Annotated in this window: 9 protein-coding genes; 6 read left to right on the forward strand and 3 right to left on the reverse strand. The window is 70.8% G+C overall.

Features of this window, described 5'->3' with window-relative positions; all coding sequences use genetic code 11:
* Nucleotides 1-64: 64 nt before the first annotated feature.
* A complete protein-coding gene (gene hrpA / locus ACTHMF_RS04185) occupies nt 65-3,925 on the reverse strand; it encodes an ATP-dependent RNA helicase HrpA (protein WP_440316416.1) in 3,861 nt (1,286 codons plus the stop codon).
* A 132-nt stretch (nt 3,926-4,057) separates the two neighbouring features.
* On the opposite strand from hrpA, the gene ACTHMF_RS04190 reads away from it, so the two are divergent.
* Nucleotides 4,058-5,626: a long-chain-fatty-acid--CoA ligase gene (locus ACTHMF_RS04190; RefSeq protein WP_440316417.1), complete on the forward strand. Its 1,569-nt coding sequence runs from the start codon at nt 4,058-4,060 to the stop codon at nt 5,624-5,626.
* Between the two features lie 82 nt (nt 5,627-5,708).
* On the opposite strand, the gene ACTHMF_RS04195 is transcribed toward ACTHMF_RS04190, so the two are convergent.
* Both ACTHMF_RS04195 and ACTHMF_RS04200 read right to left on the reverse strand, forming a co-directional pair.
* Nucleotides 5,709-6,119 carry a hypothetical protein gene (locus tag ACTHMF_RS04195; RefSeq protein ID WP_314147885.1) on the reverse strand — a complete coding sequence of 137 codons (411 nt, stop codon included), beginning with the start codon at nt 6,117-6,119 and terminating at the stop codon, nt 5,709-5,711.
* A 125-nt stretch (nt 6,120-6,244) separates the two neighbouring features.
* Nucleotides 6,245-7,078, reverse strand: coding sequence for an aldo/keto reductase (locus ACTHMF_RS04200; protein WP_440316418.1), 834 nt, complete (start codon nt 7,076-7,078; stop codon nt 6,245-6,247).
* 37 nt (nt 7,079-7,115) lie between these two features.
* Here ACTHMF_RS04200 and ACTHMF_RS04205 point away from each other — a divergent pair, with 37 nt between their 5' ends.
* From ACTHMF_RS04205 to ACTHMF_RS04225, 5 genes are all read left to right on the forward strand, one after another.
* The gene (locus ACTHMF_RS04205) at nt 7,116-9,011 is read left to right on the forward strand and encodes a thioredoxin domain-containing protein (RefSeq protein WP_440316419.1); all 1,896 of its coding nucleotides are present in this window, start codon (nt 7,116-7,118) and stop codon (nt 9,009-9,011) included.
* Between the two features lie 122 nt (nt 9,012-9,133).
* Nucleotides 9,134-10,183: a LacI family DNA-binding transcriptional regulator gene (locus ACTHMF_RS04210; protein ID WP_314147880.1), complete on the forward strand. Its 1,050-nt coding sequence runs from the start codon at nt 9,134-9,136 to the stop codon at nt 10,181-10,183.
* Nucleotides 10,180-11,130, forward strand: a complete 951-nt coding sequence (locus ACTHMF_RS04215) for a carbohydrate ABC transporter permease (RefSeq protein WP_440316420.1) — start codon at nt 10,180-10,182, stop codon at nt 11,128-11,130. Before ACTHMF_RS04210 ends, ACTHMF_RS04215 begins: the two co-directional genes overlap by 4 nt.
* Nucleotides 11,127-12,002, forward strand: a complete 876-nt coding sequence (locus tag ACTHMF_RS04220) for a carbohydrate ABC transporter permease (RefSeq protein ID WP_314147878.1) — start codon at nt 11,127-11,129, stop codon at nt 12,000-12,002. Before ACTHMF_RS04215 ends, ACTHMF_RS04220 begins: the two co-directional genes overlap by 4 nt.
* A gap of 30 nt (nt 12,003-12,032) precedes the next feature.
* Nucleotides 12,033-13,325, forward strand: a complete 1,293-nt coding sequence (locus tag ACTHMF_RS04225) for an ABC transporter substrate-binding protein (RefSeq protein WP_440316421.1) — start codon at nt 12,033-12,035, stop codon at nt 13,323-13,325.
* Nucleotides 13,326-13,349 lie beyond the last annotated feature (24 nt).

Raw genomic sequence — 13,349 nt, forward strand, 5'->3', positions numbered from 1 at the left:
CGAGCGCCGAGAGCGGGGCCTCCCTTCCGGTTCGCCGGACGGGAGGCCGCGCGTCCTCGGCGGCCTAGGGGGTGAGGACCTTGCGGATGCGCTGGAGGGAGACGGTCTCGGCGGTGCCGAGGGACTGGGCGAAGAGGGAGACGCGGAACTCCTCGAGCATCCAGCGCGCGTGCACCAGATTGTCGGGGGTGTGCGGCGCGAGGGGGATGCGGCCGCCGGCGTCGGTGTAGAGCGCGACGGCCGTCTCCACCTGGGTCTGCCAGGCGCGGTCGCGGCCGGGATTCGTCGGCAGGGCCTGCATGCGCTGGGAGATGCCGGCGAGGTAGCGGGGGAGGTGCGCCAGCTGTTGCAGACCGGTCGCCGAGACGAAGCCCGGGTAGACCAGGCCGGCCAGCTGGCCCTTCGCGTCGTTCAGGGCCGGCAGGTAGGCGAGCGAGGTGGTGCCCGCGATCGCCTTCTCGGCCGCGCGCGCCGCGGTCAGGATGCGCGTCACGAGCGCGACCGTCTCGAACATCGAGTCCATCACCACGCCGGAGACCCGGTCGCGCACCGCCTCGAACTCGGCGCGCATGAAGACCTGGCCGTCCGGCTTCATCCGGTACAGCACCGAGTCGATCACGGCGAGCAGGCAGTCGTCGAACAGCGCCTTGGTGTTCGGGTACGGGCTCGCGGCGAGCGTCAGCTTCTCGTTCGAGGTGAGGTGCTGCTGCACGTACGCCACCGGCGACGGGATGCTCGCCAGCAGCAGCCGGCGCACCCCGCCCGGGATCGCCTTCGCCTGGTCGGCCGGGGTCGACATCAGCCGGATGCTCACGCTCTGGCCGTCGTCCACGAGCGCCGGATACGCGCGGATCGTGTTCGTCGTTCCGTTGGGGCCCTTCTGGGTGCTGTCCAGGAACCGCGGCAGCTCGTCGAAGTCCCAGCTCGTCAGGCCGGTGCGCTCCAGGGCGTTCGGGGTCCGCGCCTCCGCCACCCGCGCCACCGAGTCCCGCGCGCGCGACCGGAGCCGGTCCTGCAGCGCGGCGAGGTCCTTGCCGGAGGCGAGCGGCCGGCCGCGCTCGCCGATCACCTGGAAGGTGGGGCGCAGGTGGGCGGGCAGGCGCTCCAGGTCGAAGTCGGTGCCGCTCACGCGGGAGCCGGTCAGCCGGGAGATCGTCGCGGCGAGGGTGTCGGCGAGGGACGCGGCCGGCTTCTCGCCGTCGTGCGCGCGCATCCCCGCCGCGCCGGACAGCTCGCCGAGCAGCCGCTGCGCCCAGTCGGCGGCGGGGACGACCTGGCGGCGGATCGCCTTCGGCAGCGACTTGATCATGGCGGTGACCAGCTCGTGGCGGAGGCCGGGGACCTGCCAGTCGAAGCCGTCCGGCAGAAGCCCGGCGAGCAGCGGCAGCGGCACCTGCACGGTCACGCCGTCGTCCTCCGCGCCCGGCTCGAACCGGTAGCGCAGCGTGAGCCGCTGGTCGCCCTGCCGCCACACCGGAGGGAACGCCTCCTCGTCGACGTCGGCCGCCTCGTCGTCGAGCAGCGCCTCCTGCGTCATCGTGAGCAGGTCCGGCGTCTCGGTGCGCGCCTTCTTCCACCAGCCCTCGAAGGTGCGGGTGGAGACGACGTCGGCCGGGATGCGCCGGTCGTAGAACTCGAAGACCGCCTCGTCGTCGTTCAGGATGTCGCGGCGGCGCGTGCGCTCCTCCAGCTCGCGCAGCTCGGCGCGCAGCTTCCGGTTCGCGCGGTCGAACGCCTGGTGCGAGTCCCACTCGCCGTCCACCAGCGCGTGCCGGATGAACAGCTCCCGCGAGAGCTCCGCGTCGATCCGGGCGTACTGCACGCGCCGGCGCGGGATGATCGGGACGCCGTACAGGGTGACCCGCTCGTAGGCGACGACGGCGCCCTGGTTCTTCTCCCAGTGCGGCTCGCTGTACTGGCGCTTGCAGAGGTCCCCGGCGATCGGCTCCGCCCAGGCCGGGTCGATCGCCGCGTTCGTGCGCGCGAACAGCCGGGAGGTCTCCACCAGCTCGGCGGACATGATCGTGTTCGGCTGCTTCTTGGCGAGCGTCGATCCGGGGAAGATCACGAACCGCGCCTGACGCGCGCCGAGGTACTCCGCCTGCCGCGATCCGCGCGCGCCGCCCTTGTTGCCGGAGGCGGTGAGGTCCTTGATCCCGATGTGCGAGAGCAGCCCGGCCAGCAGCGAGCGGTGGATGCCGTCCGGGTTCACGGACGGCTCGCCGATCGTGAGACCGAGCGGCTTGGCCAGCTGGCGCAGCTGCCGGTACACGTCCTGCCACTCGCGCACCCGCAGGAAGTTGAGGTACTCGGCCTTGCACATCCGGCGGAACGCGGACGAGGACAGCTCCTTCTGCTTCTCCTCCAGATAGTTCCAGAGGTTCAGCAGGGTGAGGAAGTCGCTGGTGGGGTCGGCGAAGCGCGCATGCTTCTCGTCCGCGCTGCCGCGCTTCTCCACGGGGCGCTCGCGCACATCCTGGATGGTGAGCCCGGCCACGATGGCCATCACCTCGCGGGAGGTGTTGTGCCGCTTGGACTCGACCACCATGCGGGCGAACCGCGGATCGATCGGCAGCTGCGCGAGCGAGCGGCCGACCGTGGTGAGCGCGTTGGATCCGTCCTTCGCTCTGATCACCGCGCCGAGTTCCGTCAGCAGGTCCAGGCCGTCCTTGATCCCGCGCGAGTCCGGCGGGGTGAGGAACGGGAACGCCGCGATGTCGCCGAGGCCGAGCGAGATCATCTGCAGGATGACCGCAGCGAGGTTCGTGCGCAGGATCTCCGGCTCGGTGAACTCGGGGCGCTTCTCGAAGTCCTCCTGCGAGTACAGCCGGATCGCGATGCCGTCGCTGGTGCGGCCGGAGCGTCCGGAGCGCTGGTTCGCGCTGGCCTGCGAGACCGCCTCGATCGGCAGGCGCTGCACCTTGGCGCGGGTCGAGTAGCGGCTGATGCGCGCCGTCCCCGCGTCGATCACGTACTTGATGCCGGGCACGGTGAGGCTGGTCTCGGCGACGTTCGTCGCCAGCACGACGCGCCGGCGAACGCCGGGCATCGTGGATGGCTGGAAGACGCGGTGCTGCTCGGCGGCGGACAGCCGGCCGTACAGCGGGAGCACCTCGGTGCCCGGCAGGTTCCTGCCGCGGATCGCGTCGGCCGCATCCCGGATCTCGGTCTCGCCGGAGAGGAAGACGAGCACGTCGCCCTGCGCTTCGCGGGCGAGCTCGTCGAGAGCGTCGTTGATGCCCTGCAGGTAGTCCCGGTCGGCGGACGGCACCGGGTCCGGCTCGTCCTCGTCCTCCTCCAGTTGCTCGGCGACGAGCGGCCGGTAGCGGATCTCGACCGGGAACGTCCGGCCGGACACCTCGACGATCGGGGCCGGCGTGCCGTCGGCCGCGGCGAAGTGCGCGGCGAAGCTCTCGGGGTCGATGGTCGCCGAGGTGATGATCACCTTGAGGTCGGGACGCTTCGGCAGCAGCTCCTTGAGATAGCCGAGCAGGAAGTCGATGTTGAGGCTGCGCTCGTGGGCCTCGTCGATGATGATCGTGTCGTACTTCCGCAGCAGCCGGTCGCGGTGGATCTCGTTGAGCAGGATCCCGTCGGTCATCAGCTTGATCCTGGTCGCCTGCGACACCCGGTCGGTGAAACGCACCTGGTAGCCGACCAGCTCGCCGACGGACTGGCCGAGCTCCTCCCCGACCCGCTCCGCGATGGTCCGTGCGGCGATCCGGCGCGGCTGGGTGTGGCCGATGGAGGTGCGACCCAGCTCCAGGCAGATCTTGGGCAGCTGCGTCGTCTTGCCCGACCCGGTCTCCCCGGCGACGATCACGACCTGGTTCCCCGCGATCGCGCGCGCGATGTCGTCCCGCCGCTGGCTGACCGGCAGCTCGGGAGGGAACGTGATGCGGGGGAGGGCGGCGGGGGCAGACATGAGCCCTCCAGTCTATCCGGCGCGGGGGAGCGGCGCGGCGGCTCCCGCACGGGGGCGTTGCGGCGCGGGTGGCGGTGACGTAGGTTTCCCTCAACCCGCCCGGGTCCTGTCAACGACGACGAAGGAGACCCCATGAACCACGGCTATGCCACCATGTCCGTCGCAAGCATCCTGGCCGAGACCGCGCACCGGCTGCCGGACAACGTCGCGCTGATCTTCGCCGGGGCGGAGATCCGCTACGGGGAGCTGTGGGAGCAGACCCGCCGCTACGCGGGCGCGCTGCGCGACCGCGGTGTCGGGCCGGGGGACCGGGTGGCGCTGATGATCCCGAACGTGCCGGACTTCCCGCGCGCCTACTACGGCGTGCTCGCCCTCGGCGCGGTCGTCGTGCCCATCCACGCGCTCCTGAAGGCGGAGGAGATCGCGTACGTGCTGCGCGACTCCGGCGCCTCGCTGCTGATCTGCGCCGCGCCGCTGCTCGGCGAGGGCGCCAAGGGGGCGGCGCTCGCCGGGGTGGACACGCTCTCGGTCCTGGTGCCGGACGAGCTGGCCGAGCAGCTGCCGTTCCCGCGCCTGGAGGTGGAGGCGGACGCCGCGACGCCGATCGAGACGTACGTTCCGCGCGACCCCTTCGACACCGCGACGATCCTCTACACCAGCGGGACCACCGGCAAGCCGAAGGGCGCCGAGGGCTGCCACTTCTCGCTCGTCGAGCAGGTGAACGTGCTGCTCGCCGGCGCGCTCGACGTGGAGCCGGAGGACCGCATCCTGGGCTGCCTGCCGCTGTTCCACACGTTCGGGCAGACCTGCGTGATGAACCTGGGGTTCCGCGCGGGTGCTGCGGTCGTCCTCGTCCCCAAGTTCGACGGCGCGACCGCGCTGCAGCTGCTGAACGCTCACGGCTGCACGATCATGACCGGGGTGCCGACGATGTACATCGCGCTGCTGGAGGCGGCGAAGTCGAATCAGGAGCGGCCGCCGCTGCGCTACGGGATGAGCGGGGGAGCGGCCATCCCCGTCGCCGTGATCGAGCGGATGAAGGAGGTGTACGGCATCGACGTGCACGAGGGCTACGGGCTCACCGAGACCTCGCCGGTCGCCTCCTTCAACCATCGCGGCCTGCCGACCAGGGTGGGGACGGTCGGGACGCCGATCTGGGGCGTCGACGTGGAGATCGCGGACGCGGAGGTGGACGACGGGATCGAGCTGCTGCCGCGCGGCGAGCTGGGCGAGATCGTGGTGCGCGGGCACAACCTGATGAAGGGCTACCTGAACCTGCCGGAGGCGAACGCCGAGGCGGTCGTGGACGGCTGGTTCCGCACCGGAGACCTCGGCACCAAGAGCGACGACGACTACATCACGATCGTGGACCGCAAGAAGGACATGATCGTGCGCAACGGCTACAACGTCTATCCGCGCGAGGTGGAGGAGGTGCTCTCGACGCATCCCGCCGTCGCGATGGTGGCGGTGTTCGGCGTCGCGCACGACACGCACGGCCAGGAGATCATGGCGGCGGTCACGCTGATGCCCGGAACGAGCGCCGAGGCGGACGACCTGGTGGCGTTCGCGCAGGAGCACGTGGCGGCGTACAAGTTCCCGCGCCGGGTGGAGATCCTGGAGGTGCTCCCTCTGGGCCCGAGCGGCAAGGTCCTCAAGCGCGAGCTGGTCGCCCGCTACGAGACCCAGACCCCGATCGACTGAGCCGTCGAGTACGCAGAAAGTACGCCCGAAACCGCCGAGTACGCAGAGAATCTGCGTACTCGCGGGCTGCGCGCGAGGGAGGTCAGGGGGCGACGTCCATGCTGTGCAGGCGGTACGAGGAGTGCAGGTAGAACACGGCGAGCAGCGCGTACGCGAGGAACGCGACCGCGGGCACGAACGCGTTCTCCGGCTTGCTCGCGAACGCGCCGACCCCGGCGATGAACGCCAGGAAGGCGAGGATGCCACCCAGCCAGAAGCCGGCGGCGGGGCGTGCCGTGGCCCGCCACCAGGGGCGGGGGTCGTCACGGTTCTCGCCGGCGCCGCGGAAGGTCCGCACGCCGACGATCACGTAGGCCAGGTTGAGGGCGGCCACGATCAGCACGTCGATCGTCGGGTTCAGGTACGGAAAGAGGAACAGCCCGTTCAGCACCAGGATCAGCCCGAACACGCCGACGATGTAGATGATCTTCCCGGTGATCGTCGTAATCCTCACTCCGCGAGCCTATCCGGGGAAGCACGAAGGGCACGTCGTTGTCGCTTTTCGCGGGCGAAAGCGACGACGACGTGCCCTTCGGCAGCCGAGGTGCGAGGTGCGAGGTGCGGGCTGCGAGGCGAGGGTCAGTTCACCTCGTCGGGGTGGGCGCTGACGCGGCCCTCGTGCTCCATGGCGGAGATCGCGGCCACCTCGTCGGCGGTCAGCTCGAAGTCGAAGACGTCGAAGTTCTCGGCCATGCGCTCGCGACGGTTCGACTTGGGGAAGACGATGTTGCCGGTCTGCAGGTGCCAGCGGATGACGACCTGCGCCGGCGTCTTGCCGTGCGCGGCGGCGGGGCCGGCGACCTCGGGGGCCTCGAACAGCGGGTACTTGCCCTGGCCGAGCGGGCCCCAGGCCTCGATCTGGATGCCGTGCTCGCGCGCGAACGCGGTGACCTCCGGCTGCTGGTGCGCCGGGTGCAGCTCGATCTGGTTCACGGCCGGCACGATGTCCGTGTTCGCCAGCAGCTTCTCCAGGTGCGGGACGAGGAAGTTGGAGACGCCGATCGCCTTGGCGCGGCCCGAGGCGTAGATGGTCTCCAGCGACTTCCACGCCTCGACGAAGGTGTCCTTCTGCGGGGTCGGCCAGTGGATGAGGTACAGGTCCACGTAGTCGAGGCCCAGCTTGGCGAGGGACTCGTCGAAGGCGGCGGGCGCGTCCGTCTGGCGGTCGTTCCACAGCTTGGTGGTCACGAAGAGCTCGTCGCGGGGGATGCCGGAGGAGGCGATGGCGGCGCCGACGCCCTCCTCGTTGCCGTAGATGGCGGCGGTGTCGATGTGGCGGTAGCCGACCTCGAGCGCGTCGGTGACGATGCGCGTGGTCTCGGCCGGGTCCACCTTGAAGACGCCGAAGCCCAGCTGCGGGATCGTGGTGCCGTTGTTCAGGGTGAGAAGCGGGGTATTTGCGTTTGCAACCATATCCACAACGCTACCAGGACGGTCGTAGGGTGTGCGCATGGCGAATCGGCTCGCGGACGCGATCAGCCCGTACCTGCGCGCCCACGCGGACAACCCGGTCGACTGGTTCCCGTGGGGGCCGGAGGCGTTCGCCGAGGCGCGCCGCAGGGATGTGCCGGTGCTGATCTCGATCGGCTACGCCACCTGCCACTGGTGCCACGTGATGGCGCGCGAGAGCTTCAGCGACCCCGTGCTGGCGCGGAGTCTCAACGAGCGGTTCGTCGCGATCAAGGTGGACAGGGAGGAGCATCCCGACGTGGACGCGGCGTACCTGTCCGCCGCGAGCGCGTTCACCGACAACCTCGGCTGGCCACTCACCGTCTTCGCGACCTCGGCGGGACGCGCGTTCTTCGCCGGCACCTACTTCCCGCCGCTGCCGGTGGGCGGCAGGGCGTCGTTCTCGCAGGTGCTCGACGCCGTCTGGGACGCCTGGACCGACCGCAGGGCCGAGGTGGAGGACGACGCCGGGAAGGTGGCGGCGGCCCTCGGCGCGGCGGCAGCGGAGGCGACGGCGGTCTCCGACCTGCCGGGGGACCGCGAGCTGGACGCGGCGGTCGCGCTCCTCGCGTCGGTCGAGGACACCCAGTACGGCGGGTTCGGCGGCGCCCCGAAGTTCCCCGTGGCGCCGGTGCTCGGCTTCCTGCTGGAGCGGCCGGCCGGCCGTGAACTCGCCAGGCGCACCCTGCGCCGGATGGCCGCCTCCCCGCTGCGCGACGAGCTGGACGGCGGCTTCTTCCGCTACGCGACCCGGCGGGACTGGAGCGAGCCGCACTACGAGCGGATGCTCTACGACAACGCGCTGCTACTCGACGCGTACGCGACGGCGTGGCAGCAGACCGGAGAGGCGTGGGCGGAGACGACGGCGGACGGCGTCGCGGCGTTCCTGCTCGCCGTTCTCCGCCGCGGCACCGGCGGCTTCGCCTCCGCACAGGACTCGGAGAGCGTCATCGGCGGCGCGCGCGTGGAGGGCGAGTACTACCGGCGGCCGGTGGCCGAGCGCGCCCGGCTGGAGCCGCCGCCGGTGGACGCCAAGGTGCTGACCGGCTGGAACGGCTTCGCGATCGGCGCGCTCGCGCGGGCCGCGCGCATCCTGGACCGGCCGGCGTGGATCGCCGCGGCCGGGGAGGTGGCGCGCACGCTGCTCGAGCGGCATCGGCGCTCGGACGGGACGCTGCTGCGCGCGTCGCTCGGCGAGCGGGTCTCCGAGGCCGGGGCGACGCTGGAGGATTACGGCGGGCTCGCCGCCGGCCTGCTGGAGCTGGCGCTCGCGAGCGGCGACGCCGATGCCGCCTCGGCCGCGCGCGACCTCGTCGACCTGTGTCTGGACGCGGCGACCGCCGTCCCGGGCGGGAGCTGCCCGTTCGAGACGCCGGGCGGCGGCGACCCGGTGCTGGAGGCGACCGGTCTCGCCGTGCGGGTCGACCCGTCCGAGGGTGCGTACCCGTCCGGGCTGAGCGCGATGGCGGGGGCTGCGCACACGCTGTTCCTGATGACGGGCGACCGCCGCTACGAGCGCGCCGCCCGCGAGGGGATGCGCCTGGTCGCCGCGCAGGCGACGCGCGCGCCGAACGCGTTCGGCGCCTCCCTCGCTCTGATGTCGCGGCTCGCGGAGGACGCGGTGCAGCTGGTGGTCGTGCGGCCCGACGCGCAGCGGGATGCCGCTGGGCCTGCGGTGTCCGGTGGTGCCGCCGGCGACCCGCGCGGCCTCGTGGCTGCCGCCAGGACGCATCCCGCCGCCCTGGTCACGATCGCGACCGAGCGGCAGGCCCGCGCGCTTGCGGACGAGGGCTTCGAGCTGTTCGCCGACCGGTCCGCCCGGGACGGCCTGCCGACCGCCTACCTCTGCCGCGACTTCGTGTGCCGGCTGCCCGTGACGGAGCCGGACGCGCTCTGACCCCGCCGTCGCGGGGCGGTTCGCTGCCCGGTTGACAAGGTCCGGCGTCGGCGTGCTACTGTCGTGTAAACGTTCTCGTAAACGTTTCCAAGAACCACCCCTCCAATGAAGCAGGAGCACGCATGTCCGAGCAGCCGACGTCCGAGCCCAAGCGGTCGACGCTCGTCCTCGTCGCCGAGCGCGCCGGTGTCTCGATCGCCTCGGTGTCCCGCGTCCTCAACGGACAGCCCGCGTCCGCGCAGCTCGCCGAGCGCGTGCGCCGCGCCGCGGACGAGCTCGGCTACGTCCCCGACGCGAGCGCGCGCACGCTGAAGACCGGGCGTACCGATCAGCTCGCGCTCGCCGTCGCCGACCTCGGCAACCCGGTCTACGTGAAGATGATGCACGAGGTCGCCCGGGTCGCCGCCAAGAACGGCTACCGGCTCGTGCTCTCCTCCACCGGAAGCGACGCGGCCGACCAGATCGAGCTGCTGAGCAGCCTGAACCGCGGTTTCGCAGACGGCCTGCTGCTCAGCCCGCTGCGCGTTACCGACGAGCTGGTGTCCGCGCTGCGCGCGAGCCGCATCCCCGCCGTCGTCATCGGCTCGCTGCCCGCCGGGGTGGAGCTGGACAGCGTGCGCGCCGACTCGGTCGCGGGCGTCGGGCTCGCCGTCGAGCACCTGGCGGAGACCGGCAGGCGCCGGATCGCGTTCGTCAACGGTCCCGTCGACACCGTGCCGGGCGCCGCGCGCCTGGAGGGCTACCTGAAGGCGGTGGACCGGCTCGGGATCGGCACGACGGCGGACCTGCAGGTGGCCGCCTCCGACTTCACCTACAAGGCGGGCCGCAAGGCCGCAGCGCGCCTGCTCGGCCAGTGCACGCCGGACGCTGTCGTCTGCGCGAACGACCTCATCGCCGTCGCCGTGCTCAAGGAGCTGGCCGCGCGCGGGCTGCGCGTCCCGGAGGACGTGGCCGTGGTCGGGATGGACGACAGCGAGGCCGCCGAGCTGGCCAACCCCGCGCTCACCAGCGTCAACCTCGGCTCCGCCAAGCGTGCCCGCACGGCAGCGAAGCTGCTCATCCGGCGGCTGGAGAACCCGGGCGTCGCGCCGCGCACGGTCGTGATCGAGCCGACGCTGGAGGTGCGCGAGTCCTCGGTCGCCGCGCGCGTCGCCGAGGGGGCAGGCGCATGACGGCCACCATCACCCCACCCGCCGCCACCACCGCCCCGCGTCCCCCGCGCAAGCGCTGCCGCAGCAGCGGTCCCGCCGGCGGCAGCGGCAAGGACGCCTGGCTGCTCGTCCTGCCGGCACTCATCCCGATCGTCATCTTCAGCGTCTACCCGCTGGTGCAGGGCATCCTGCTCGGCTTCACCGACGCGCGGGCGGGCTACAACCTGCCGATCCACTTCAACGGGATCGACAACTACTCCAAGCTGGCCGGCAACACGCTGTTCTGGAACTCGTTCGGCATCGGCCTGCTGTGGGCGTTCAGCGTCACCATCCTGCAGTTCCTCGCCTCGCTCGGGCTGGCGCTGCTGCTGAACATGAACCTGCGGCTGCGCTGGCTCGCTCGCACGCTGGCACTCGTGCCGTGGGCGATGCCCCCGGTGATCATCGCGATCATGTGGCGGCTGATGCTGAACCCGAGCTACGGGCCGATCAACCAGGGCCTGCGCGCGCTCGGCCTGCCCGGCGACATCAACTGGCTCGGGAACGCGTCCATCGCCCTGCCCGCGGTGATTGTGGTCGGTGTTTGGGCCGGGATGCCGCAGACCACCATCACGCTGCTCGCCGGGCTGCAGTCGGTGCCGACCGAGCTGCACGAGGCGGCTGCGATCGACGGCGCGAGCGCGTGGCGGCGGTTCTGGCACGTGACGCTGCCGGCGCTGCGCCCGGTGATCGTGGCGATCACGACGCTCGACCTGATCTGGAACTTCAACTCGTTCGCGCTCGTCTTCGTCCTGACCGCCGGCGGACCGGGCGGCACGACGATGCTGCCGATGCTGTTCGCCTACAACGAGGCCTTCCGGTACGGGAACTTCGGCTACGCCGCGGCGATGGGCAACGTCATGGTCGTCGTCATCGCGATCTTCCTGTTCCTGTACCTGCGTGGCCAGATGAGGAGCAGGAACGCATGACGACACTCGCCTCCGGCCCGGTCACGGGCGCCTCGGTGAAGCGCGCGCGGATGATCGCTCGCCCGCTGCAGTACATCGCGCTCGTGCTGTACATGATCTTCCTCGGCTTCCCGCTGCTGTTCCTGCTGACGACGGCGTTCAAGACGCCGCGCGAGCTGCAGTCGCCGAACCCCGGGTTCCTGCCGACGACGTTCGACCTGCAGAACTTCGTGCAGGCGATCGAGAAGGCGAACCTGTTCACGGCGGCCGGGAACAGCCTGGTCGTCGCGGTGAGCACGACCGTCCTGGTCACGATCATCGCGCTGCCCGCCGCCTACGCGCTGGCGCGGTTCCGCACCAGGCTGCGCGGGATCGCGACGGGCTGGATCCTGCTCAGCCAGGTCTTCCCCTTCATCCTGATCATCATCCCGCTGTTCCTGGTGCTGAAGAACATCGGCCTCATCAACAACCTGGCCGGCCTGGTGCTGGTCTACACGGTGTGGTCGCTGCCCTTCGCGCTGTGGATGCTGCAGGGCTACATCGTCGGCATCCCGGTGGAGCTGGAGGAGGCGGGCGCGATGGACGGCGCGAGCCGGTTCCGCACGCTCCGCACGATCGTGCTGCCGCTGCTGGCACCGGGTCTCGTCGCCACCAGCCTGTTCACCTTCATCAACGCGTGGAACGAGTTCTTCTTCGCGCTCGTCCTCATCCAGGACCCCAACCTGCAGACACTGCCGCTCGCGCTCGCGCGCTTCGTCGGCGCCGAGGGCCAGGTCCAGCTCGGTCAGCTCGCGGCGGCCTCGCTGCTGGCGACCATCCCGAGCCTGATCTTCTTCCTGCTCATCCAGAAGCGTCTGACCTCCGGCCTGCTCAGCGGTGCCGTGAAGGGCTGAGACGGAACCACCCCCAACCAAGGAGAAACCATGCGAAAAGGCACCATCCGCGTGGGCGCCATCGTCGCCGGCATCGCCGCCGCGTCGCTCGCCCTCGCCGGCTGCTCGTCCTCGGGCGGCACGGACAGCGCCAGCGGCGGCAAGGTCACGCTGACCTTCCAGTCGCTCGCCTACCAGGACACCACGGTCGCCGCGACGAAGCAGATCGTGGATTCGTGGAACAAAGCCAACCCTGACATCCAGGTGAAGCTCCAGCAGGGCAGCTGGGACAACGTGCACGACCAGCTCGTCACGCAGTTCCAGGGCGGCACCGCGCCGGACATCATCCACGACGAGTCCGCCGACATCATGGGCTTCGCCCAGCAGGGCTACCTCGCCGACCTGAGCAGCGAGCTCTCCTCCGACACCAAGAAGCAGGTGTCGAAGGACGTCTGGAAGTCGGTGACCACCCCGGACGGCAAGATCGTCGCCGCGCCCACCCTTCTGCAGTCCTACGTGGTGTTCGCGAACACGAAGGCGTTCGCGGACGCCGGCGTCGAGGTCCCGACCGGGAAGACGCTCTCCTGGGACGACTTCCAGGCCCTCTCGAAGAAGCTGACCGTGAACGGGAAGTTCGGCACCGGCTGGGGCATGAAGTCCCCGACCGCGACCGTGATGAACCTCGCGCTGGGCTTCGGCGGGACGTTCTTCGACAACAAGGACGGGAAGTCGACCATCCACGTCGGCGACGACGAGCTGCAGGTACCCAAGCGGATCAACGCGATGGCCTACGACGACAAGTCGCTGGACCCGGTGTCGCTGACCCAGAGCGGCACGGATGTGCTGCCCGGCTTCTTCGGCGGCAAGTACGCCATGTACGTCGGCGGCAACTACGTCGCGCAGCAGATCTCCGAGTCGGCGCCGAGCGGATTCGACTGGGTCGTGCTGCCCCCGCTGGCCGGCACCGAGGGCGCGGCGCAGGCCGCGAACCCGCAGACGATGTCGGTCTCGGCGCAGAGCAAGCACATCCCGCAGGCCGCGAAGTTCATCGACTACTTCATGAAGGCGGACAACCAGGCCAAGCTCGCCGAGGGCGACTGGCTCATCCCGGCCTCGGCCGCGGCGCGCGATCAGGTGAAGAAGGACACGGCGGGCAAGAACGGCTGGGACGTCATCCTGGCCTCGGGCGACGAGCTGACCGCCGCCCCCTTCCAGGCCGCGACCAACTACCCGCAGTGGAAGGACCAGTACGCGACCCCCGCCCTGCAGAAGTACCTGGCGAACAGCATCAGCCTGGACGACCTGAAGAAGCAGCTGACGGACGGCTGGTCCGCGGTCGGCTGACCGCGCCAGCGCCAACGACACACG

It is taken from the genome of Leifsonia sp., from assembly GCF_051955155.1.
GTDB lineage: Bacteria > Actinomycetota > Actinomycetes > Actinomycetales > Microbacteriaceae > Leifsonia.

What these genes read in the sequence shown, in the direction of transcription:
- hrpA (WP_440316416.1), bottom strand. Translation starts at nt 3,925, where the DNA reads ATGTCTGCCCCCGCCGCCCTCCCCCGCATCACGTTCCCTCCCGAGCTG.
- ACTHMF_RS04215 (WP_440316420.1), top strand. Translation starts at nt 10,180, where the DNA reads ATGACGGCCACCATCACCCCACCCGCCGCCACCACCGCCCCGCGTCCC.
- ACTHMF_RS04210 (WP_314147880.1), top strand. Translation starts at nt 9,134, where the DNA reads ATGTCCGAGCAGCCGACGTCCGAGCCCAAGCGGTCGACGCTCGTCCTC.
- ACTHMF_RS04205 (WP_440316419.1), top strand. Translation starts at nt 7,116, where the DNA reads ATGGCGAATCGGCTCGCGGACGCGATCAGCCCGTACCTGCGCGCCCAC.
- ACTHMF_RS04190 (WP_440316417.1), top strand. Translation starts at nt 4,058, where the DNA reads ATGAACCACGGCTATGCCACCATGTCCGTCGCAAGCATCCTGGCCGAG.
- ACTHMF_RS04220 (WP_314147878.1), top strand. Translation starts at nt 11,127, where the DNA reads ATGACGACACTCGCCTCCGGCCCGGTCACGGGCGCCTCGGTGAAGCGC.
- ACTHMF_RS04225 (WP_440316421.1), top strand. Translation starts at nt 12,033, where the DNA reads ATGCGAAAAGGCACCATCCGCGTGGGCGCCATCGTCGCCGGCATCGCC.
- ACTHMF_RS04200 (WP_440316418.1), bottom strand. Translation starts at nt 7,078, where the DNA reads ATGGTTGCAAACGCAAATACCCCGCTTCTCACCCTGAACAACGGCACC.